A 24131-nucleotide genomic window follows, 5' to 3' on the forward strand; every position below is an offset into this window, starting at 1 on the left:
TTTGCATCGTTCTATTATTTTATCATTATTATTAAAAGTTATCGTTTTATGAAAAAAGTTATTTTAAGTCTTTTAAGTTTATTAGTTGTTTCTGCAGTATCTGCACAATCATTTAACAAAGGTGATAAAGTCCTCAATCTTGGAATCGGATTAGGTAGTACCGTATATAGTGGTAGTGGGTATAAAATCACTATACCTCCTGTTTCTGCATCATTTGAATATGGTGTAGTTGATAATCTTTTTGATGAAAAAAGTTCAATTGGTGTTGGTGGATATTTGGGATATACAGCAAGTAAATATGAATGGGGTACTAACTATGATTATAAGTATTCAAGCGCCATTGTTGGAGTAAGAGGTAGTTTCCATTATTCATTTATAGAAAAATTAGACACATACACCGGCTTGTCTTTAGGATACAATATTGTTTCTGCTAAATCGGATTATAAAGAATTAGGCAGTTATAGTGCACAAGGTAGTGAAATGTATTTAGGTTGGTATCTTGGTGCTCGTTACTATTTCAAGGAAACATTTGGTGTTATGGCAGAACTCGGTTATGATATTGCCTACCTGAACATAGGTGTAGCATTTAAGTTCTAATTTCTTTATCTCTCAAATAGCAGTTTGTAGAACAAAAAGGGGAATGATGCAAAACATTCCCCTTATTTTCAAATAAAAACCTTAATGTGACCCGGGTGGGAGTCAAACCCACGACCTTCAGAACCGGAATCTGACGCTCTATTCACTAAGCTACCGAGCCAAAGACGTGCAAAAGTAAACATAATCCACCAGTAATACAAGGACTGTTTGAAAAATGACAAAATGAAAGCATTCGTTAAATTAATGCTTCCAATTTGTAAATAATAACCGTTTTCCATTGTTCTTGTTTCATTATTCCTTTATCTTTGTGCTCTAAAATAAACAAACACAAAGGAATAAACAGAATATGAGTTACCTGATTAAGCCAACAGGATACACGGCTTTGCTTAACCTATCCCAAACAGAATTAGGAATCAAAAAGATTAAGGACTTTTTCCAACAAAATCTTTCTTCAGAATTACGCTTGCGACGAGTAACTGCTCCATTGTTCGTGCTGAAGGGCTTGGGAATTAATGATGATTTAAATGGCATTGAAAGACCGGTGACTTTTCCGATAAAAGACCTGAACGACAATAAAGCTGAAATTGTACATTCTTTAGCTAAATGGAAGAGACTCACTCTTGCTGATTATGAGATCGAACCCGGTTATGGTATCTATACAGATATGAATGCAATCCGTTCTGATGAGGAATTGGGTAACCTGCATTCTTTATACGTGGATCAATGGGATTGGGAATTGGTTATGACCAATGAGGAACGAACTGTAAGTTTTCTGAAAGAAGTTGTGCAACGTATTTATGCTGCACTTGTACGAACGGAATATATGGTATTCGAGATGTTTCCGGAAATCAAGCCTATACTACCTAAACAGATTTACTTTATCCATTCGGACGATCTGTTGAAGAAATACCCTACATTATCTCCAAAGGAAAGAGAAGATGCGATTTGTAAGGAATATGGTGCTGTATTTATTATAGGAATAGGTTGTGATTTAAGTAATGGAGAAAAACACGACGGACGAGCTCCTGACTATGATGATTGGTCAACCGTTGCGGAAAACGGGCAAACCGGTCTGAACGGAGATTTGTTAGTCTGGAATACCATATTGAATAGAGCTGTTGAATTATCGTCTATGGGTATTCGCGTTGACAGGGATGCTTTAATTAAGCAGTTGAAATTGGCTAAGGCGGAGGATAGGAAAGAATTATATTTCCATCGTCGTTTGTTAAACAACGAATTGCCTCTCAGTATCGGAGGAGGAATCGGACAAAGCCGTCTTTGTATGTTTTATCTTCGCAAGGCGCATATAGGAGAAATACAAGCCAGTATATGGCCGGAAGAAATGAGAAGAGATGCTAAATTTGCAGGAATGCCACTAATCTAAATTAAAAGGATCATGAATGTCAAGATTGAACAGAGCTGGAAAGGACAACTGAAAGACGAGTTTGAGAAAGACTACTTCAAACGACTAACCGATTTTATTCGATTGGAGTATCAGCAACGACAAATATTTCCTCCTGGGCGAGATATTTTCAATGCATTCGAGCACTGCCCTTTCGATAAGGTAAAAGTTGTTATTCTTGGGCAGGATCCTTACCATGAACCGAAACAGGCTCATGGTCTTTGCTTCTCAGTTCAGGAAGGTACTCCTCCTCCGCCCTCATTACTAAATATCTACAAAGAAATCGAATCTGATCTCGGAAAGTCTGCGCCAAAAGATGGGGATCTAACTCGGTGGGCTGATCAAGGTGTTTTATTACTCAATGCGACATTAACTGTCCGTGCGCATCAAGCAGGATCTCATCAGAATAAAGGCTGGGAAACGTTTACTGATGCCGTAATTCATCGTCTTGCTGAACATCGTCAACATCTTGTCTATATATTGTGGGGATCTTACGCGCAACGCAAAGGGGCATTTATTAATACGTCAACCAACTTAGTCTTAAAATCAGTGCATCCATCTCCATTATCAGCATACAGAGGATTCTTTGGATGCAAACATTTCAGTAAAACAAATGATTATCTTATCGCAACAGGTCAAGCTCCTATCAACTGGTAAGTGATTAATACCAACTCTGTCCGTCTCTGTAATTGCTGCTTTGATCCCATTTCAGGTCTTTCAATAAAGAGGAGTTTACCGCTATAGAAAAAGAGTAGGTTTTATATGGCCCTATAGGAACAAAACTTGCGGTCATCTGCCAGCAGTGAAGTGAACGTGATATGTTGCAATTCATAAAGGCAATCTTTTTGTTATCAAAGTCATAGGTTGCATTAAAGTTAAATCGCCAGTTCTTTGTTGGCTGTATATTCCCGTTAAAGCTCAGGTTATGGGTTAATTTATACTTATACTCTTTATTCTTAATGTCAATCTTTTGATTGTCATATCCTAAATTCATGCTATAATTAAAAGACAAACTCCAGGGGACTTTATTCATATAATATCCATCTGCATCAGCGTCTGATGCTTCGTTTGACTGATCTTTTCGGAGTCTTCCTCCCGAAGCTGTTTCCGTTTCCTGTTGCCCCGTTTGTTCCTGTCCAAAATCATCCAAGCCCGTCTGTCCCTGTTCTTCTCCTGTACCGTCTGTTCCTTTTGCTCCTTTTTTATCAGAGCCTCCTCCGAACCATTTTGAGAACGTATCATTATTCAGGGTATAAGAAAAGCTGGTTCCGGTTGAACGTAAACGTCCAAAACCTTTCCCTGCTTCCCAGCGAGTCTTGTTTTGTCTGCTTAACGTTTTAGAAACTTCATTATACTCGTAAGTATATGTATCAAAAGTTGCATTCAGATTCAGCGTATAACTTTTTGATAATTTCAGACGTAGAGAAGAATTAATATCACTCCATTGAAAAGAGTCAGCCGCCAGATTATTACTAATAGAGAACGACAGTTTATCGATCAAACTAATCTTCCTAAATCCAGTAGAATCTTTGTCCGAACGAATCTTTGCTTCCACATTATTGGATACAGAAAAACTAACACTTCCTCTTTTCCCCTTGGAAGGATATCCGAATTGACCATTTTCAAAGGGACTATAAGAGTATTCTTTCTTTTCACCATTTATATCCTCATATATAAACCGTTCGTGATATCCATAATGAGAAGCGCCAAAATCAGGAGCGGCACTAAGTGAGACAGAAGGTTCGAAACGATGTCGTATCATCTGAACTTTGTCTCCGAATATTGTCCATGGTTTAAAGTTTCCATAAACTGTTGTCGATGCAGAAACCGATGCGTCGTAATCATATACCCGATAAAAACCATAGAGCGTATCTTTGGCAACAACGGAGTTGGTCTTTAAATCATATTCCTTATTCACTTTGTTAGAATACCAGCGTTCCGTATAATTTACACTTGGTGTAATATTAATATAGTTAAAGAGGGAGAATGTTGCACTTATCGGAATCTTATGTTGCATTGCATTCTTCCAATCTTTGATTATATTGGCATTAAGGAATTGATCTTCTTTCGTGTTTATGTTATTACGTAAATATCCTGTATAAGACATGGATATTTTTTCGTACCAACGTTCTGCTCCGACTCGTTGTTTTCTTTTGAATGGGAATATACGGCTCATAGTTACCGTAATGTCGGGAAGGGTAACCGCTAAGGATGAATCTTTCATACGTTGGTTTACACTCATTGTACCCGAAAGACTAAACGGGCTATTTGGAAAACGTTTCGTGATATTTACAGTAGAACTTTTGTTGTTTTCCGTTGCGTTCAGGTATCCACCTCCACTATTGGAATGTAATCCGTTTGCATTATTCCGGTCAAAACTACTTGTCGAGAAGTTTACACTTGCTGAGAATGTTAAGTATGGATTTGCTTTTGCATCTTGCGAATGCGACCAGTTTATTTTAAAGTCTTTTGACAAAGAATAATCAGGGAGTTTATCGCCACGGATCACATCACCGTAGCGTGAAACCTGATAAGCGGCATTGAAGCTGCCGGAATATTTGTATCGTTTCCGGTAGGATGAACGTGCCGCTAATCCCCAGGAACCCTTTGTGTAAATCTCACCGGTCAGGGCAAGGTCTATATAATCACTTAAAGCAAAATAGTATCCCCCGTCACGCAGATAAAAACCACGCGTGTTCTCCTCCCCGAAAGTCGGCATTAGTATTCCCGAAGAATAAGTGCTCGTAAAAGGGAAAAATGCAAAAGGTAATCCAATTGGATAGAGAGGTACGTCTTCGAGTACAAGATAAACCGGTCCGGTTACAATATCTTTTTTAGGCCTTACTTTAGCCTTAGTCATATGAATGTAGAAATGAGGGTGGTCGTGATTGTCACAAGTCGTATATCGTCCCGGTGCCATATTTAAAGCATCCGAAGGCATCTTTTTTGTGCGCCCCGAGGTTACATATCCTTCTCCTTGCTGTGTAATAACATCTGTAATAAAGCCCTTTTTGGATTGGAAGTTATAACGCATTGTCTTCGACTCATACTGTTGTTCTCCTTCTTTGAAAAGAGGATATCCAAATTCGAGTCCGGCAGAGTCTAAGCCAAAAGTAGCATATACAAGACTACTGTCCATATTCAACTCGATCTCTTCAGACTCAAGCTCAATGTTTTGATAAGTTACTTTCCCCTCTCCAAACAGGTAAGCCCAGTTTCCTGCGGTCATTACAATAGAATCTTTCGCCTGATAATTAACAGGAGCCTCTAATCCGGTCTTTTTAGGAAGAACAGTATCTGCAGGCGTCACATCCAGACTATCCGCAGGTGTAATACCTTCCTGAGCAGATGCGATGAAGCTTCCGGTTAAAAGAAAAAGCAGAATTATAAAGACTCTGTATTTTAAGAACATTTTGTTTACTTGACCGTTATCAAACTGCAAATGTATAACAAAATACTGCTTTAGACTTCTTTTATTCTCCTAAAAAGAGTTTACACCACGCCTCAAAGCGCGCTTCAGTTTCATTCCCATACTTGGAAAGCCCCTTTTTTATCTTGTCAATAGGCTTTTCTTTATCCAATTTTGTCTTACTGAAAAACTTATCGGCAAAACAAATGAGTTGCTCTTCCATTGAGACCGGCAACATGTCCCGATGCGGAAGAGGTAGTTCTTCTTTTTCTATCATTTCCAAAGAAATACCCGTTCCGGTATGACGCTCACAGACCAGAGCATGTTTTGGTAACCCCTCTTTACGTAATAACTCTGCCCCCAAATATCCATGACAGATATAAGGCGCTTCTCCATGGCAATCTATCCCCGGTGCATTACACAAGAAAACTCCTATGTCGTGCAGCATCGCAGCTTCTTCTATAAAGTTCGTATCCATGTCGAATTCCGGGTGCATAGCTGCGATAGCTAATGCTTTGTCAGCAACACTTCTACTATGAGAAACCAGTATTCGATATGCCTCAGAAGATGGATCGTAATATTTGGAAATAGTATCTAATGGATTCATAAATAAACGACTTAATTGTGATAATGAAAATATTTTTTAAGAACATTCTTTTTTATTAGTTTTTTAAATGAAAAAGAAATAAGTTTTGATAATCAATTGTTTATGAATGTTCTTTTTTAAATTCTTTTTTCTTTCTTTTCTTTTTTACCATTTAGGTAAACTATAGCGTCTGTTTGTTTTAGCACCTTCGGTATTTAGTTCGTTGTTTGCAACCATCGAATAGATGATCTTTCTTATTTCTTTTATCTCTGTATCCGGCAGACGAGCAGCAATATCAGAAATTTTGCTCTGAGAATACTTTTTAATATCTTCCACGATAAGCGCTTTTAGTGCATGAGGCTCTAATGTTTTAAGACTTGTTTTAATATTAACTTTAGCATTTCTAATTAATGTAGGATTCACATAAAACTGAGTTCCTTTTTTTATTCCACTTTTACAAATTATCCCATCTTTAAGTAAGCGTTCGGTATAACTTCTTAAGCGATCTTCCTCTGTTAATTGTAAATAGGATGAGAGTTGAGTTGAAGAGATTTTCTTTTCTCTGACAATAATGCCAAATGCAATGTATCCTTTTTGAGTTAGTTGATAATTCTCCAAAACGAAATCGAGTAACGGTAATGATTCAATATCTATAATTTCTGCAGATTGAGAAACTGTTACTTCATTATACGACGATTCAATAAATGGCTGATTTTTCGCCTCCATAGCATTTAATTCATAGATTAGATCATAACCAGACCCTTCGCCTTCCATCAATTCTAAAACACTCATAATCTCAATTAAATTCGGATTACGCCTGTGTTTTGCATGTAAAATATTGTCTTTAGTAATACCTAAAGGTAAACCTCCGGGATTTGATATTTCCAATCTATCAGGAAATACTCTGATCATTATATCGCTTGAGATAGTAAAGCTTTTATGCGCAAAAGCATTAACTAATAGTTCTCGAATTAATTTAGGATGATAATGACGGATCTGTTTTCTGAACAAGCCGCTTGGGAATTCGTAAGAATAAGTCAATTCTATGGCTTGTTTTTCTATCTCTAAAAGCAATTCTTTGGGGTTTAGTCGATTGTCGTGCCATTCTTCTTTTCTTACTTTCCTTTCTAAACTATCATATACAATATATTGTACAGTAATGGGATAAGAAATTGTGCTTCTCTGTTTGGCACTCCCCAACCAAAGTACACCTAAATTTGTGAGAAATCCATTGTCTATCAGATGATAATTTTCTGCGATTTCAATATCGTCTAATTGCTTAACGTGATCTTTGACTCTTGGCGAGCGCCGTATCTCGTTTGCGAGCAATTTCAAATTCTCTAATGTAGAATTCTCAAATTTAAACCGAGAATGAACAATTTCCCATTGATAAGTACCTTTTTCTTCACTCAATCTTTGTATATCTTCACTTCTTACCGGCTCACATTTATCAGCAACACGAAGATATATTTTCCCGTCAGAAGTTGTCGCAATAGACTTGGTGGAGGGGTACACGTATATTATAAAATATTGACTGTCAGTTTCGCTATTAAGGATTTCAGAGCTTGTTAATGCAACATTAAAGCAGAGGCTCCTGAGTTTTGTTATTGCGTCATTTACTTGAAGCAAAGATAACGTCTGACCAGATAAAGGTTTTTTCTTTTTATCATCGTAACCGATATAAATTTTCCCTCCTTGGGCATTTGCGAAAGCAACACAAGTTACGGCTAAATCTTTGAAACCTTTATCTCCTGTTTTTATCTTCTGAATACTTTTATACTCTGTTGTCTGTTTTTCACTATCCATTATTTGCTTATTTTGTGATAAACATTTCTGCAAATATAGTGATATTTATGCCATGAGTATCTATTAAATAAGTTTGTCCAATGCTTGTTCGATATCTGCGATCAGATCTTCGGGGTCTTCTAATCCTACGCTGAATCGGAAGAAGCCGAGGCTGAATAGATCGGGGTAGAGATATTGACGTTCATCGTCTGGCCCCAGGAATACAATCAGGCTTTCATCGTGGCCGAGCGATACGGCTGAGGTGATGACTTTCAGATGGCTTACGAATTTATTATGTTCATCGAAGTCGGTTTTAAGTCCGAATGCGATTAATCCCGAAAAGCCTCCTGTCATTTGCCGTTTGGCTATTTGGTGTCCCGGATGACTTGGTAAGCCGGGATACGACACAAAACTAATTAACGGATGGCTTTCTAAATAATGAGCAAGAAGAAGTGCATTATTGTTGTGTTGTTTCATTCTAAGGGGAAGTGTCACCGCTCCGCGCATAATCAACCAGGCGTTGAAAGGGCTTATTGCACCACCTACATTGATCATTGCTTCTTTGCGGATCCGATCGATCAGTTCTTTACTACCCAATACAGCTCCTCCCATTGCGTCACCATGTCCGTTGATGTATTTTGTCAGGCTTTCTACTATAAGATCAGCCCCCAATAGAATGGGTAATTGATTATAAGGAGAAGCAAATGTGTTATCCACCGAGAGCAAAGCCCCTGCTTTACGCGCAATGGCTGCGACAGCCTCAATATCGGTTATTCCCACAATGGGATTTCCCGGCGTTTCGATATGAATCAAACGAGTGTTCGGGCGTACGGCTTTTCGCACGGCTTCAATATCAGAGGTATCCACCAATGTTGCCGTGATATTGTATTTTTTTGGAAAATACTCGTTGAGAAGCCTATATACAGCGATATAAGAGATGGACGATGCGATTACGTGATCTCCTGAACGCAGAAATGTGAAAAACACACTGTGAAGCGCGGCGACTCCCGTTGCCAGAACAACGGCATCTTCAGTTCCGGACAAAGCTGCCAGTTTTTGTTGGAGGTATTCCTGGTTTGCTCCGCCATTCCGAGTGTATAGTTTTTCTCCCGCTTCACTCCAGTTTACATTTGTCGGATCATAAGGTAGGGCATAACTGTTTGCCATTGTAATCGGGCGACGTATCGCTCCTGTTTCACCATCAATCTCATTCCCTGTATGTATGCTTCTTGTTGCAAAACCAAAAGAAGCATCTATATTTTTTGCCATAATAATTAAAAGTTTATCTACAAAAATACAGACTTCTTTTGGTGTGTTAAATCACATAACTAAGGGATTTTCATACCATGAACAAGGTATTAGGCCTTCTTTCGCATCACACGTGCAGCTTCAACCATACGAATAAGAGAGTCTTTCGTTTCAGTCCAGCCACGAGTTTTTAGTCCGCAGTCCGGATTTACCCACAATTGTTCGGCAGGAATTACTTTCTTCGCTTTTTCCAACAAAAAGACCATCTCGTCCACGCTCGGAACGCGAGGTGAATGAATATCATAAACACCCGGTCCTATTTCATTTGGATATTTATATTTCACAAAAGCATCCAACAGTTCCATTTGCGAGCGTGAACATTCAATCGTGATGACATCTGCATCCATCAGTCCGATATGCTCTATAATATCATTAAACTCAGAATAACACATATGCGTATGAATCTGCGTTGCATTTTTTACACCCGCAGAAGAAATACAAAACGAACTAACAGCCCAGTCAAGATAGCTTTTCCAATCGGCCTTCTTCAACGGTAAACCTTCCCGAATAGCCGGTTCATCAATCTGAATGACTTTTATATCCGCCTTTTCCAAATCGCATACCTCATCACGGATAGCCAATGCGATCTGTTGACAAGTCACAGAGCGGGGCTGATCATTACGCACAAAAGACCATTGAAGGATGGTGACAGGTCCCGTAAGCATACCCTTTACCGGTTTAGTCGTCAAAGACTGCGCATATGTACTCCAATAAACGGTCATAGGAGTAGGACGCGAAACGTCACCATAAATAATCGGAGGTTTAACACATCTGGAACCATAACTTTGCACCCATCCATTTTGAGAAAACGTGAATCCCGATAATTGCTCTCCGAAATATTCCACCATATCATTTCGTTCGAACTCTCCATGTACTAAAACGTCCAACCCAGCTTCTTCTTGCCATTTAATAGCTTTTTTTGTTTCCTCTTTCAGGAGTCTGTCATATTCAGCATCTGATAATTCCTGTTTTTTATTGCGGGCACGCCAGGAGCGAACTTCCGTTGTCTGTGGAAACGAGCCGATAGTTGTCGTCGGATAAAGTGGTAACCCTAATTGCGCTTGTTGTAGGCCTTTGCGTTCACTAAACGGCTTTCCTCTTCTGGCATCCTCAGGACGTATTGCACTTACTCTTTCTTTTACCTCATTATTGTGAATAAGAGAAGAATTTTGTTTGTTGTAATTCGCCTGTTTATTAATGAAGAGTGCCTGTTTGGCTCTTTCCGGAATCGTTTCGTTTGTCAACTCTTTTAGTACGGTCAACTCCTGTACCTTTTGTTTTGCGAAAGCCATCCATTGTTTTATTTCCGGTGAAAGCACTTCTGTTTTTGTTTCCAGATCCAGATCATAAGGAACATGCAGAAAAGAAGAAGATCCCGCAATAAATATACGCTCCTTCCCAATGCTCTCTACAGCCTTTTTTACAATATTAGCTGCTCCCTCAAGATCAGAACACCAGATATTCCGTCCGTCAACAACGCCTAATGATAACCCTTTATCCAAAGGAAGCTGTTCCAACACATCGTCAAGTTGTTCGGGACATCTGACTAAATCAATGTGCAAAGCTTCAACCGGCAAATTGACAGCCAGATGCGTGTTTTCTTTCAGACCTTCAAAATAGGTTGTCAATATAATCTTGAGTTGGGGACAAGAACTGCTGATCAGGTCAAAGGCCAATTTATATAATTCTTTTGTTCTCTCGTCTATATCCAAAGCTAAGAAAGGTTCGTCGATCTGGATCCACGTCACCCCTTCCTGTTCCAATTCTTTCAGGTATTGAATATAAACCGGTAAAAGAGATTCGATCAAATCAAGACGATTGAACCCGTCCTCTTTTTCTTTTCCCAAGAGAAGAAAAGAAACAGGGCCGAGGATAACAGGTTTTGTCTCAATTCCGGCATGTTTTGCTTCTTTATATTCAGCAAGGGCTTTGTTGTAAAATAGAGAGAACTGTTGACCTTTAATAAACTCTGGAACAATATAATGATAGTTCGTATCAAACCATTTCGTCATTTCCATTGCAATCACATCGTGTCCATCCTGCTGAAATCCTCTTGCCATTGCAAAATATAACGATAGACGATCAGATTGAAGCGATTTATAACGAGCGGGAATAACACCCAATGACAACGATAGATCGAGTACCTGATCATAATAAGAAAAATCATTAGACGGAATGAGATCTATCCCGGCTTCCTTTTGCAATTTCCAGTTTTCCAAACGCAAACCTGCAGCCACTTGTTCCAGTTCCGGCGCTGTCGTTTTTCCTGCCCAGAAACTTTCGCAGGCCTTTTTCAGCTCTCTTTTACTACCAATACGGGGGTATCCCAGAATATTTGTCTTCATGTCTTAAATCATTTATTGAAATTCTTTACAAAAATAGAAATACAGATAATACAATCAACAAATTGATAAAATACAGAAAATATAACTAATTTAGCCTCTTAATTAAGAAAATATACAACAAAACAATCCCGAAACAAAACAAAATCAGAATAATTATCTATGGATAATCTTGACAATATCGACATCAGTATATTAAAGCACCTCCAAGAGAATTCGAATATCACGACAAAAGAACTGGCCCAAAAAGTTAGTTTGTCCTCAACGCCTGTTTTTGAACGAGTAAAACAATTAGAACGGAAAGGATATATAAAAAAATACATGGCCATTCTCGATGAAGAAAAACTGAACCGCGGTTTTATAGTTTTCTGTTTCATAAAACTGAAACAACACAGTAAGACATACGGACAAGATTTTATGAAAGAAATCAATAATATCGATGAAATCACCGAGTGTTATAATATTTCAGGAGAATTTGACTTTATGATAAAGGTGTACGTAAGAGATATGAAAGAGTATCAGGATTTTGTATTAAACCGTTTAGGATTGATTGATAGCATCGGAAGTTTGCAAAGCACATTCGTGATGGCAGAGACAAAACACAATTACGGCATTCCGGTTTTAAGCCGGCACTGACTACTATGTTTGTTTTATTTAATACAGGGTAAACTCTTTTTCCACATATGTGGAAAAACTTTATCACAGATATGGTAAAGTTTTACGATAACTATAGAAAAACTTTCCGACAGTTATTGAAAAAACGTTTGCTCTTTTATAGTCAGGAAAATATGTATCTTTACCTCACAAATGAAATAAGGAAAACGACATGGCAAAAGAGAAACCCCTTATCCTTATCACGAATGATGACGGAATAGGAGCGAAAGGTATTAATGAGTTGATAGTATGTCTGAAAGACTTGGGTGAATTAGTCGTTATGGCGCCTGACGGTCCTCGTTCTGGAATGGCGAGTTCGATTACTTCTTTGGTGCCGATAAAACACACCTTAATAAAAAAAGAAAATGACCTGACGGTTTATAGTTGTTCGGGAACACCTGTGGACTGTGTTAAATTAGCAATCAACGAGGTGTTGGATCGGAAACCGGATTTGTTGGTTTCCGGAATAAATCACGGAACCAACGTGGCGGTTTGCGTGCATTATTCAGGCACGCTCGGTGCTGCTGCTGAAGGATGTATATTCGGGGTGCCCTCTATTGGGGTCTCTCTAACGGATGGTGATCCCGATGCGGATTTTACAGAAACCTGTCGTTTTGCACGTAAATTATCCCGAAAGATATTAAGAAGTGGACTTCCCGAAGGTATTTATTTGAATCTCAATGTTCCGGATATGCCTCATGTAAAAGGAATAAAAGTATGCCGACAGGCAAGAGGTCGCTGGACGAATGAATTTGTTCATTCTCACAACGCAAAGAACGAAACAGTTTATTGGCTTTCCGGAAACTTCGAAAATGCCCGTCCGATACAACAAGACAATGATACGCTGGCTCTTGAAAACGGCTACGCATCTCTTGTTCCCTGTAAAATAGACGTAACCGACTATTCTTTCTTAGATCAATTAAAGGACATTATTAAAGACTAAAATCGTGAAGTACTACCTGATAGCGGGCGAAGCCTCCGGAGATTTACACGCATCTAATTTGATGCGTGCACTAAAAAACGAAGACCCGGAAGCGGAATTCCGTTTTTTTGGAGGAGACCTTATGTTGGCTGTTGGGGGAACATTAGTAAAGCATTACCGTGAAATGGCTTTTATGGGCTTTATTCCGGTATTGCTTAATTTACGTACGATATTTAAAAATATGGATATCTGTAAAGAAGATATCCGGAAATATCAGCCTGACGTTGTAATACTGATTGACTATCCGGGATTTAACCTGAAAATCGCAAAATTCGTTCAGACGGCACTCCATATTCCCGTACATTATTATATATCTCCCAAAATTTGGGCATGGAAACAATATCGGATTAAGGCTTTCCGCAAGTATGTGGACAGAATGTTTTGTATTTTCCCTTTTGAACCTGACTTCTTCAGTAAACTGAATTACAAGGTGGACTATGTTGGAAATCCTTCTGTAGATTCTGTTGAAGAATTCAGAAAAGGTTATACTGAAACGTTTAATGAGTTTACGACTAAACATGGGTTGGAAGGAAAACCAATATTGGCCTTATTGTCAGGCAGCAGGAGACAAGAGATTAAAGATAATCTCCCTACCATGCTCGAAGTAGCAGAGCTGTATCCGGAATTTCAACCCGTAATAGCAGGTGCTCCTGGCATTGAACCGGATTATTATAACCAGTTTATAGATCAATCCACTGCGCAAGTTATCTTTGGTGAGACCTATCCGTTACTTCAACAAAGTAGTCTCGCTTTGGTTACTTCGGGTACAGCCACATTGGAAACAGCTCTTTTTCGCGTACCTCAGGTAGTTTGCTACTATACTCCGATTGGGAAGATCGTCAGTTTTGTTTTCCGTCATTTCTTTCATACCAAATACATTTCTTTAGTCAATCTGATAGCAGACGAAGAAATCGTACAAGAATTGTTTGGTGCCCGTTTTTCAAAAGATGCAATCGCATCAGAACTTGACCAATTAGCAAATAATGCTGAATATCGTACCCAGATGCTAAACGGATACGATGAAATTATCCATCAGTTAGGCGATCCCGGAGCATCGTCACGTACTGCCCACTTAATATATAAGGACTTACAATCTTAATTCATTTCTTTGTCTTGACATCTTTTAACCATAAATAATGCAGCAAATCGCACTGCATATACATCTTCTTTTATGTAAAATGATAATAAAAGAGTCATAGAACAAATGAAAACATTTAAATTATTTTTGATGATAATAGGACTCGGACTTAGTTCGGTCTTATTTAATTCCTGTTTGAGTGATGATGACGGATACTCATTAGGTGATTTCTGGATTGATCTCGTAACCGTTGTCCCTATCGATGACACTACATATTACTTGCGGATGGATGACGGAACTACTCTTTGGCCGGCGGCAACGAACGTGCCGTATTACAACCCCAAAGAACAACAACGCGCTATGGTTAATTTTACCATTTTAGGCGATTCTACGACAACGAAAGACGGATACAATTACTGGATTAAAGTAAATCGTGTAGATACTGTACTTACAAAAGCAATCGCTGAAAATATCGGTGAAGAAAATGATGCTGTTTACGGTAAAGATCCGGTAGAAATAAAAGGTATCTGGGCCGGAGATAACTATCTGAATGTTTATTTCAAAGCCTATTTCGGCGGAAAAAAGAAACACTTCGTAAATCTGATTCCTTCAACAGACGAAGATGCCATGTTTGAATTCAGACATAACGCCTACGATGATCCGAATCCCGGATATACGCAGGGAGGCTTAGTCGCATTTGATCTTTCATCTCTTTCAGCCGAAAACAGTGATTCGGAAAACAACATTATTACTGTAAAAGTAAAAACATTCGAAGGAGATAAAATATATGAAATAAAATACACGCCAATGACAAAGACAAGCAATGTTAATGCTAAATCCTTAGACGATGTATTTCAAGAAGGCGTAAAATAACACCTTCCCACATAACTTTTATTTATATCATTTAGTTTGAAAGAGAGGCATTGTGAGAATGGCTCTCTTTTGTTATGTACCTGCTTCATTTAATATTCTTAAGGGTGAAAAAGAACACCCTCGGAATAAAATCCGTATTTTTGTAGTCATTATACAATGATTACGCGAAAATGACAAAATATCTGATTACTGTTCCGAATGGTTTACATCAAGAAACGATTCAGCTCCCAGCCTCGAAGAGTATTAGCAACAGAACCCTTATTCTGAACGCTCTGAGCTATAGCCCGTACGAGATAAAGAATCTATCGGATTGTGACGACACGGAAGTGATGATTGCCGCGTTAAATTCTAATGGTAATCAGTTTGATGTTAAGGCTGCGGGAACTGCGATGAGGTTTCTGACGGCTTTTCTTTCTAAAGTGGTGGGAGAATGGACTATCACCGGTACGGAACGGATGAGAAACCGGCCGATCAAATTACTTGTCGATGCTCTTACATCGTTAGGCGCGCGTATTGAATACATGGAAAAAGAAGGCTATCCCCCTTTACGTATTTTGGGAAGTGTTTTACAGGGAGGAGAGATTTCGTTAAACGGAAGTGTGAGCTCACAATATATTTCTGCGCTGTTAATGGTTGCTCCTCTAATGGAGAAAGGGCTTATTCTTCGTTTGGAAGGTGATATTATTTCCCGTCCGTATATCCATATTACATTGGAGTTGATGAGGCAATTCGGTGTTTCAGCCTCATGGGTAGATGATACTATTACGGTTGCTCCACAAGAATATACGCCGATACCCTTTGTTGTGGAATCGGATTGGAGTGCAGCATCTTATTGGTACACGATCTCTTGTCTTTCCGGTTGCTCTATGGAGCTTTCGGGTTTGTATAAAGACAGTCTGCAAGGCGATGCAGCAGGAGCTGTTTTATTCAAAGAATTAGGTGTTGAGACAACGTTTTCAACTGAGGGTGTACGCTTAACTCCGGGTGGAGCTTGCTGTAAAGAATTAGTTTATGATTTTGTGAACGAACCGGATTTGGCGCAAACCTTTGCGGTAGTTTCCGTGTTATTAAATATTCCATTTCGGTTTACCGGTTTACAATCGCTGAAGATTAAAGAAACAGATCGTATAGCCGCCTTAATGACCGAACTGGGAAAGTTAGGGTACGTGCTGCATGAAACTGAAGGGCATGGACTAAAATGGGATGGCGAACGAAGCGATCCGGAAAAAGAACCGGTAATTGCAACTTATGAGGATCACCGGATGGCGATGGCTTTTGCTCCGGCTGCATTAGTTATTCCCGAAGGAATCAGAATTGCAGAGCCTCATGTTGTTTCAAAGAGTTATCCTCACTTTTGGGAGGATTTGCGTAAAGTTGGGTTTAGGATTATTTAATTTGAATAGTATATGTGGTATATTGTCGTTTTTTCAGGCTTACTATTGCTCGGTATTATAGCCGCAATAGCCGGATATTTTCGTCATAAGAAATTGCAGGGAATGTTAGAAAGAGGTGAAATTTCTGAAATACCCGAACCTCAGGTTGTGGATGGAGAATGTTGCGGACAGCATGAAATATGCGAGCGCGATAGCTTGATAGCTGCTGTTAGTAAAAAGATCGAATATTACGACGACGAAGACTTAGATCGTTTTCAAGGCATTGAAGAAACCGATTATAACGAAGCTCAGATAAATGAATTCAGGGAAGTATTATATACCCTGCGCGAAGTGGAGGTAGCCGGATGGCTTCGTAGTTTGCAATTACGGCAAATCAATCTTCCGGAACTATTGAAAGATGAAGCTTTTCTAATCGTTGGCGAACGCCGTTTACATGCCTGATAGATGATAGAATTACTTGGATATGACTTTTTTCAGAATGCATTGTTAGGCAGTTTCCTGACGGCTATTGCCTGTGGTATTGTCGGAACATACATCGTAGCCCGCCGTTTGGTTTTTATCAGTGGAGGTATTACTCATGCTTCTTTCGGAGGACTTGGTCTCGGCTTTTATTTAGGAACAAACCCTGTGCTTATGGCCTTGGTTTTTTCTGTACTTTCTGCTCTTGGAGTGGAATGGGTTAGTAAGACGCAGAACGTAAGAGAAGATTCTGCAATAGCTGCTGTTTGGTCGTTAGGTATGGCACTGGGTGTGTTGTTTATCTTTTTAACACCGGGGTATAGTCCGAACTTGTCTGCCTATTTATTTGGAAATATACTCACCATATCATCTACAGATATCCTTTGGATTGCCATACTTGCTGTATTATTACTATTCATTGTCACGTTCTTTCTGCGTGAAATCATCTATGTGGCCTTTGATAATAGTTTTGCAACAACACAGAAACTGCCAGTAAAATTCATCGAGTATGCGATGATGTTCTTTATCGCAGTAACGATAGTTCTTTCCATCCGTTTGGTGGGTATTATGCTTTTAATGAGTCTGCTTACACTCCCGCAAATGATTGTCAACCAATTCACCTCCGATTTTAAGAAGATTATGTATGGAAGCATTATCGTGGGCTTTCTTGCCTGTGTTATTGGATTGGTTCTGTCGTATTATATAAATATTCCTTCCGGAGCATTTATCATTCTGGTTCTCACCTTACTCTTTTTCAGTGTCAAAGGCGTACTTGCTCTTTCAGGCAAACAATAAATCCGGTTGTTTTCAGTTTATATAATGATGAATTGTCTGCTATAGGGTGAAAAATGGATTTTATTATATAACCTCGTTAGTCCTGATTGGTTTGCTTGTTTCGTGTAGTACTAAGAAAAACACGAAAGCAAGCCGTTTTTATCATGCCGTAAACTCCCGTTACAATATTTACTATAACGGAAAGACCTCTTTTGATGAGGCTTTAGAAGCCATGCAGACCGGCTATAAAGAAAATTATTCGGAGAGAATTTACATGTTTCCCATCAGTGCCCAGCCGAAAGAGAAACAGACCACAGGAGGCGCTTTTGATCGGGCTATCGAGAAAAGCAATAAAGCCATCAAACTTCATTCCATAAAGACTAAACCTCCCAAGAAACCAGGATGGAGAAATAATCCGAAACAGGTCGCTATTCAGGAACAGGAAGAATATAATCCCTTTCTGAAACATTGTTGGCTGCTCATGGGGCAAGCGCAATTTTATAATGCTGATTTTTTAGAGGCATCTGCTACCTTTTCTTATATTGCAAGGCATTATGCAACAGATGAAGAGGTGGTTTCGGAAGCAAAACTCTGGCAGGCTCGTAGTTATTCTGAAATGAACTGGCTGTACGAATCGGAGAATATTCTCAACAAACTGAACACGAACGGTATTCATCCGAAGAAGTTAAAGTTGTATGCCACCGTCTATGCCGACTACCTAATAAAGAACAATCAGACAGAAGAAGCCATTCCTTACCTGCAGACAGCAATTAAAGCAGAAAAAAACGGAAAACAACGCGCCCGAATGAAGTATTTGCTGGGGCAGATTTATACTGAATTAGAGTTAAATAGTTTAGCATATAAAGCCTTTGGTGACGTAATTAAATCCAACCCTCCTTACGAACTGGAATTTGCTGCACGAATCAGACAGACTGAAGTTTTTGCCGGAAATAATTATATGAGCATGGTTAAAAAGCTCGAAGGCATGGCACGGAGTGATAAGAATAAAGATTATCTGGATCAGGTCTATTATGCCATAGGAAATATTTACATAACGCAAGAAGATACAACAAATGCAATCGTAAATTATCAATCAGGTATCGAGAAAAGTACTAAGAAAGGAATCGAAAAAGCGTTATGTGAAATACGTCTTGGGGATATTTATTTTAAACAAGGAGAATATGTAAAAGCACAACCCTGTTTTAGTGGTGCGTTGGCTTCTCTTCAAAAGGAGTACAAGGATTATAAACGTATTGCTAAACTTTCGGAAGTGTTGGATGAATTGGTAATTCATGTAGAAGCGGTTCATCTGCAGGATAGTTTGCAGACACTTGCCAAAATGCCGGAAAGTGAACGTTTAGCCGTCATTGATGCGATTATAGCTCAAGTGGAAAAGGAAGAGAAAGAGGCTAAAGAACAAGCGGATAAAGAGGCTTACCTTTCTGAACAAGAAGCTAAAGGAACGGGTATAGACAGACCGGGCACGGAAATTAATGTTCCTCTGATTCCTACGGGAAGTGATGGAAGTTCGTTCTATTTTTACAATGCACAGGCTGTAGCACAAGGGAAAACGAAGTTTCAACGCCAATGGGGAAGGAGGACTTTGGAAGATGACTGGCGCAGGAGAAAGAAAGAAATGGCCACCTTTATGGAGCAGTCCGATCAGGTTGCTGACACCAATCTATCAACAACAAACGATAGCATAATCGTAGGTGATTCTATCGTAGAAGGTCTTCCGGAAGAATTGACGGATGATCCGAAAACCCGTGAATTCTATTTACAACAGATTCCTTTTACTCCGGAAGATATTGAAGCTTCTAATCTGATCATTATGGATGGTTTATATCATATGGCGATGATTTATAAAGATAAATTAGAAGATTTCCGTCTTTCTATTGACGCTTTTGAAACCTTAGAGCGCCGTTTTCCTGATCATGAGTTTCGCTTAGAAAGTTATTATCAGATTTACCTGATGGCTTTACGACTGAAAGATGTGGATTTAGCAAACCGTTATAAGACGAAACTCATCAATGCATTCCCTGAAAGTAATTATGCTATTGCTATTGCCGATCCGAACTATGAATATAATATTCGTATGATGGATACAATGCAGGATTCTATCTATAGGGAAACATATCAGCATTATCTGAGTGAAGATATAGCAACGGTTCGTCGTAATTTCAAAACCGTGTCCGAAAAGTATCCGTTGGCCGGACTGATGCCTAAGTTTATGTTTTTAGATGCACTGACCTATGTACAGGAAGGGGATCCGGAAGGATTCAAAGAAGCCCTTAAAGCGTTGGTGGAAAAGTATCCTGATGCAGATGTTACAGAATTAGCAGGAGAGATGCTGAAGGGAGTTCTTCGTGGACGGGCTATGGTACAAGGTGGTGTGCGTGGAATGACCTGGAACCTTCGATTCGGTGTGGGGGAAGATGGTGCATTGTCGGCTGCCGATTCGGCCAGAGTTTTCAAAGTTGATCCGAACTCTCCTTATAAGATGCTCTTAATCTATCCGACTGATCGTGTGAATAAAAATCAGCTATTGTATGCTGTTGCAGCGTATAACTTTGCTAATTTCTTAGTGAAACAATTAGATATTTCAGTGGAACAGAATGGTCCGATGAGCATAATGACATTAAGTGAATTTGTCAATTTGGATGAAGCTACACAATACTACAAGATGATATACGGCAAAGAGGGTTATGCCAATACGTTGAATAAAGAAATTGCGATTCTTCCTATCTCCGGAGAAAATCAGGAAACGTTATTACGCGGTAAAACCTTAGATGAATATGTGACATTCTTTGCCGATAGTTTAGGACAAAAGATTCCGGAATTAAAACAACGTTGGGAAATTCGCCTGAATGACAATGAAGAGGCTGAAAAAGAAGAAGCAACAGAAACCGTTCTGCCGGAAGAGACTATAACAGAAGTTCCCGAACAAGTAGAAAAAACGGAAGAGCCTGAGATAAGTGTCGGACAAGATTCTATTCCTATAGTTTCTGATACGATAACGTTAATTCCGGAAGTTCCTGTTGTAACAGAAGCGCCGGACAGTACTGAAGTGACAATTCCTGTAGCTCCGGTAAATGAAGGGTTGACACTGAAACAAATTGAAGAAATTCGCAAACGTGAAGCTGAAGAGGAGGAGGCACGAAAGGAAGCTGCTCGTATCGCTTTTGAAGAAGAACAGCGTGCTGAACAGGAATTAAGGGAGCAAAAAACTCGTGAGCGGGAAGAACTTCTGAAAAAACAAAAAGAAGAAGAGGCTGCTCTGTTGAAAGCAAAAGCGGAACAGGAGAAACAACTTGAGAAAGACCGAAAAGCAAAATTAAAACAGCGGGAAGCCGAACGAAAAGCAAAGCTTAAAGCTCAACAACAACTTCGCAAAGAGAAAGAACGGGCATACAAAGAGCGGCAGAAGTTAAAAGAGAAGGAGCGCAAAGAAAAAGAGCGTGCCTATAAACAGAAGCTAAAGGAAAAAGAAAAGGCACGAAAGAAAGCACTCAAAGAAAAAGAGGCTGCTGCAAAAAAGAGAAGATAATAGTTTTAATATAATATTATGAATCGGATAATCTTATTTTTATTCATACTGATCAGTGTGAATTGTAATGCCCAGAGAATACATTATAACGCTTTCTCTCATAATGATTATTGGAGAAACAGGCCCTTGTTTGATGCTTTGGATTATGGTTTCAATTGTGTTGAAGCTGATCTTTGGTTGATTAATGGTGAATTATATGTGGCACACGACAGGCCTGAGCCAAATGATTCAATCCTTTTTAGTGAACTTTATCTTAAGCCTTTGTCTGAAAGGATAAAGGAAAACGGAGGAAAGGTTTTTCCAAGTAGTGACCGTCCTTTTTTTCTTATGGTTGACTGTAAAACGAACGGAGAAGAAATGTATCCTCTGCTAAAACAGCAGCTGAATTCATATAAGAATTTGTTCTGTAGTGTTGAGGATGGAGTCTATAAAGAAGGGGCTGTGTTGTTGTTTGTTTCGGGAGACCGCCCAATGGATAGCATCTTTGCGGAAACAAACCGGATTGCGTTCTTAGATGGTCGTATTAATGATCTTGGTAAAGATATCCCCAAAATAATTATGCCTGTTGTAAGTGATAATTACAATTCCTATATCTCATGGAGAGGAGAGGGGAAAATACCGGAAGAAGAATTAATGAAAATGCGAAAACTGATAAAACAGACGCACGACGAAGGGAAGTTGTTTCGTTGGTGGGGGGCACCTGACACTCCTGAATTCAAACGATTCTTTATCAAAGAGGGGGTGGATTTAGTTGGTGCCGACGATCTTCGCACGCTGTCCGACGTTCTGGAATAAATCAGATGAAAAAATCCCGCAGCTGTTAAGCTGACGGGATTTCTCACTCGCTAATCTAAAAAACATTACCATCCAAAATAATTCTTGGCATTGTAATAACTTATATTCTCTACCATTTGTTTTATAAATGGCAGTTCAGATTCAGGTAATTGTCCGTTCTCTACTTCACGGCCAAGTATATTACACAAGATACGACGGAAATACTCATGTCTCGGATAAGACAAGAAGCTTCTCGAATCAGTCAGCATTCCTACAAAACGACTTAACAATCCTAAAGCAGAAAGTGCATTCATCTGTCTTTCCATGCCATCTATCTGATCTAAGAACCACCAGCCCGATCCGTATTGCATCTTTCCGGGAACTGTCCCATCATTAAAATTGTATGCATTCGTTACCATCAATTCATTGTCTCTCGGATTTAGATTGTATAGAATTGTCTTGGCAAGGAATCCTTCTGTATTTAATTTGTCGAGTAAACGATTCATGGCTGTTGCTACTTCGTAGTCGCCAATTGCATCATAACCTGTATCAGCTCCTATCTGGCGGAACATTTTCGTGTTATTATTACGAATAGCGCCTATATGAAACTGTTGTACCCAGTTTGATTCGGCATCCATTACAGCCAGATCATACAACATAGCAGCTTGGAATTTATGATCTTCTTCTACTGTCGGGTTTTTACCGGAACGAACCTTTGCAAAGATCGCATTAATTTCCGCCTCTGTATAAGAATCACCGTAGAATGTGCTTAATCCATGATCAGAAAGACCACAACCTTGCTCTTCAAAGAATTTATGACGTTTCTCTAAAGCTGATAATAAATCCGCATAACTGGAAATCGTTGTATCTGACGCTGCTTCTAATTGTCCCAAATAATGATTATACGCTTCTGCATTGGCAGTCATCATGGCTTTATCCGGTCTCCAAGTAGGTAATACCTTCACCTTAAAGCCATTCTCACGTATGGCTTTATGATACTCCAATGAATCAGCTGGATCATCGGTTGTACAGACCAATTCCACATTCATTCGTTCCATAATTGCACGAGAGCGAAATTCCGGAGTCTGTAATTTAGCCGTACATTCTTCGTATATTTCACGAGCTGTTGCCGGATTAAGAACTTTGTCAATACCAAACACACGGCTCAATTCCAGATGCGTCCAATGATACAGCGGATTGCGCATTGCATACGGCATTGTCTCCGCCCATTTTTCAAACTTCTCGTAAGAGGATTTATTTCCTGTAATATATTCTTCAGGAATTCCGTTACCACGCATCGCTCTCCATTTATAGTGGTCTCCACCCAACCAGATTTCAGTCAGATCAGCAAACTGATAATTGTCTGCAATCATTTTGGGCACAAGATGACAATGGTAGTCAATGATCGGCATTTTTGCCGCATGTTCGTGATAAAGCGTACGCGCCGTATCCGAATAGAGCAAAAAGTCCGCATCTAAAAACTTTCTCATGGTTTCTTATATTTTAGTATTATAGTTAACGCATCGCTGCAAAGCTTTGAAATCGCATTCCAATCTTTCGCTTCGATAGCTGCCTTCGGGAATAACTTGGAGCCCATACCAACACAGGTTACTCCGGCTTTAAACCAGGCGGAAAGATTTTCTTCTGTTGGCTCTACTGCTCCTGTTGCCATAATCATAGACCAAGGCATGGGAGCTCTCATGTTGCTTACAAAAGAAGGGCCACCCACATTTCCGGCAGGAAATATCTTACATAAGTCACATCCTGCCTCCTGTGCAAATCCAATCTCTGAAACAGATCCACATCCCGGAGTATAAGGTACTAAACGACGATTACAAACCTTAGCCACTTCAGGATTAAATAGTGGCCCAACAACAAAGTTTGCTCCTAATTGGATATACAATGCAGCCGTTGGTGCATCTACGATAGAGCCGATTCCCAGAATCATATCCGGACATTCATTTACTGCGAATTTGGATAATTCAGCAAAAACCTCTTGTGCAAAATCACCTCTGTTCGTGAACTCAAACGCACGAACCCCTCCTGCGTAACAAGCCTTGAGAACTTGTTTAGCTGTTTCCGCATCACTGTTGTAATAAACAGGTACCATGCCGGTATTGGCAATTGCGGACAATACTTGTATTTTATTAAATCTGGCCATCTCTTA

At 39.4% G+C, this 24131-nt stretch carries 19 protein-coding genes and 1 tRNA gene; 12 read left to right on the plus strand and 8 right to left on the minus strand.

The annotated features are described in order from the left end of the window. On the plus strand, nt 1-597 hold a 597-nt coding region (locus tag PHT93_RS09205), incomplete at its 5' end, for a hypothetical protein (protein ID WP_300242078.1). 87 nt (nt 598-684) lie between these two features. On the opposite strand, the gene PHT93_RS09210 is transcribed toward PHT93_RS09205, so the two are convergent. After that, nucleotides 685-757: transfer RNA gene (locus tag PHT93_RS09210), tRNA-Arg, on the minus strand. A 186-nt stretch (nt 758-943) separates the two neighbouring features. Here PHT93_RS09210 and asnA point away from each other — a divergent pair. Next, nucleotides 944-1981, plus strand: coding sequence for an aspartate--ammonia ligase (gene asnA / locus PHT93_RS09215; RefSeq protein WP_300242080.1), 1038 nt, complete (start codon nt 944-946; stop codon nt 1979-1981). A 12-nt stretch (nt 1982-1993) separates the two neighbouring features. Next, complete coding sequence (ung, locus tag PHT93_RS09220) at nt 1994-2656, plus strand: uracil-DNA glycosylase (RefSeq protein WP_300242082.1); 663 nt, start codon at nt 1994-1996, stop codon at nt 2654-2656. A 4-nt stretch (nt 2657-2660) separates the two neighbouring features. On the opposite strand, the gene PHT93_RS09225 is transcribed toward ung, so the two are convergent. The 5 genes from PHT93_RS09225 to metE form a co-directional block, all read right to left on the minus strand. Then, nucleotides 2661-5411, minus strand: coding sequence for a putative LPS assembly protein LptD (locus PHT93_RS09225; RefSeq protein WP_300242084.1), 2751 nt, complete (start codon nt 5409-5411; stop codon nt 2661-2663). 61 nt (nt 5412-5472) lie between these two features. Next, nucleotides 5473-6015, minus strand: a complete 543-nt coding sequence (locus tag PHT93_RS09230) for an HDIG domain-containing metalloprotein (protein WP_300242086.1) — start codon at nt 6013-6015, stop codon at nt 5473-5475. A gap of 144 nt (nt 6016-6159) precedes the next feature. Continuing rightward, nucleotides 6160-7800 (minus strand): ATP-binding protein, encoded by a 1641-nt coding sequence (locus tag PHT93_RS09235; RefSeq protein WP_300242088.1) that lies wholly within the window; start codon nt 7798-7800, stop codon nt 6160-6162. A 63-nt stretch (nt 7801-7863) separates the two neighbouring features. After that, nucleotides 7864-9048, minus strand: coding sequence for an aminotransferase class I/II-fold pyridoxal phosphate-dependent enzyme (locus PHT93_RS09240; RefSeq protein ID WP_300242090.1), 1185 nt, complete (start codon nt 9046-9048; stop codon nt 7864-7866). An 89-nt stretch (nt 9049-9137) separates the two neighbouring features. Next, on the minus strand, nt 9138-11432 hold the full coding sequence (gene metE, locus PHT93_RS09245; protein ID WP_300242092.1) for a 5-methyltetrahydropteroyltriglutamate--homocysteine S-methyltransferase: 2295 nt from the start codon (nt 11430-11432) through the stop codon (nt 9138-9140). Between the two features lie 159 nt (nt 11433-11591). On the opposite strand from metE, the gene PHT93_RS09250 reads away from it, so the two are divergent. From PHT93_RS09250 to PHT93_RS09290, 9 genes are all read left to right on the plus strand, one after another. After that, a complete protein-coding gene (locus tag PHT93_RS09250; protein WP_300242095.1) occupies nt 11592-12065 on the plus strand; it encodes an Lrp/AsnC family transcriptional regulator in 474 nt (157 codons plus the stop codon). A 190-nt stretch (nt 12066-12255) separates the two neighbouring features. Beyond that, entirely contained in the window at nt 12256-13026 is a 771-nt protein-coding gene (gene surE / locus PHT93_RS09255) for a 5'/3'-nucleotidase SurE (RefSeq protein ID WP_300242097.1), read from the plus strand. Between the two features lie 4 nt (nt 13027-13030). Beyond that, nucleotides 13031-14164: a lipid-A-disaccharide synthase gene (gene lpxB / locus PHT93_RS09260; RefSeq protein ID WP_300242100.1), complete on the plus strand. Its 1134-nt coding sequence runs from the start codon at nt 13031-13033 to the stop codon at nt 14162-14164. A gap of 129 nt (nt 14165-14293) precedes the next feature. Continuing rightward, nucleotides 14294-15016: a NigD-like protein gene (locus tag PHT93_RS09265; protein WP_300242102.1), complete on the plus strand. Its 723-nt coding sequence runs from the start codon at nt 14294-14296 to the stop codon at nt 15014-15016. A 170-nt stretch (nt 15017-15186) separates the two neighbouring features. Then, a complete protein-coding gene (locus PHT93_RS09270) occupies nt 15187-16410 on the plus strand; it encodes a 3-phosphoshikimate 1-carboxyvinyltransferase (RefSeq protein WP_300242104.1) in 1224 nt (407 codons plus the stop codon). 12 nt (nt 16411-16422) lie between these two features. Further along, the gene (locus PHT93_RS09275) at nt 16423-16851 is read left to right on the plus strand and encodes a phospholipase (protein WP_300242106.1); all 429 of its coding nucleotides are present in this window, start codon (nt 16423-16425) and stop codon (nt 16849-16851) included. Between the two features lie 6 nt (nt 16852-16857). After that, nucleotides 16858-17664: a metal ABC transporter permease gene (locus PHT93_RS09280; RefSeq protein WP_300242136.1), complete on the plus strand. Its 807-nt coding sequence runs from the start codon at nt 16858-16860 to the stop codon at nt 17662-17664. Nucleotides 17665-17710: 46 nt separating this feature from the next. Continuing rightward, nucleotides 17711-21190 (plus strand): cell envelope integrity protein TolA, encoded by a 3480-nt coding sequence (locus PHT93_RS09285; RefSeq protein ID WP_300242108.1) that lies wholly within the window; start codon nt 17711-17713, stop codon nt 21188-21190. A gap of 18 nt (nt 21191-21208) precedes the next feature. Continuing rightward, a complete protein-coding gene (locus tag PHT93_RS09290) occupies nt 21209-21985 on the plus strand; it encodes a phosphatidylinositol-specific phospholipase C/glycerophosphodiester phosphodiesterase family protein (protein ID WP_300242110.1) in 777 nt (258 codons plus the stop codon). 65 nt (nt 21986-22050) lie between these two features. Here PHT93_RS09290 and uxaC read toward each other — a convergent pair whose 3' ends face one another. Together uxaC and PHT93_RS09300 are read right to left on the minus strand one after the other, a co-directional pair. Beyond that, nucleotides 22051-23454: a glucuronate isomerase gene (gene uxaC, locus PHT93_RS09295; RefSeq protein WP_300242112.1), complete on the minus strand. Its 1404-nt coding sequence runs from the start codon at nt 23452-23454 to the stop codon at nt 22051-22053. Beyond that, entirely contained in the window at nt 23451-24125 is a 675-nt protein-coding gene (locus tag PHT93_RS09300) for a bifunctional 4-hydroxy-2-oxoglutarate aldolase/2-dehydro-3-deoxy-phosphogluconate aldolase (protein ID WP_300242114.1), read from the minus strand. Before PHT93_RS09300 ends, uxaC begins: the two co-directional genes overlap by 4 nt. Nucleotides 24126-24131 lie beyond the last annotated feature (6 nt).

The sequence above is a fragment of the Massilibacteroides sp. genome (assembly GCF_028705895.1).
Taxonomy (GTDB): domain Bacteria; phylum Bacteroidota; class Bacteroidia; order Bacteroidales; family Tannerellaceae; genus Massilibacteroides.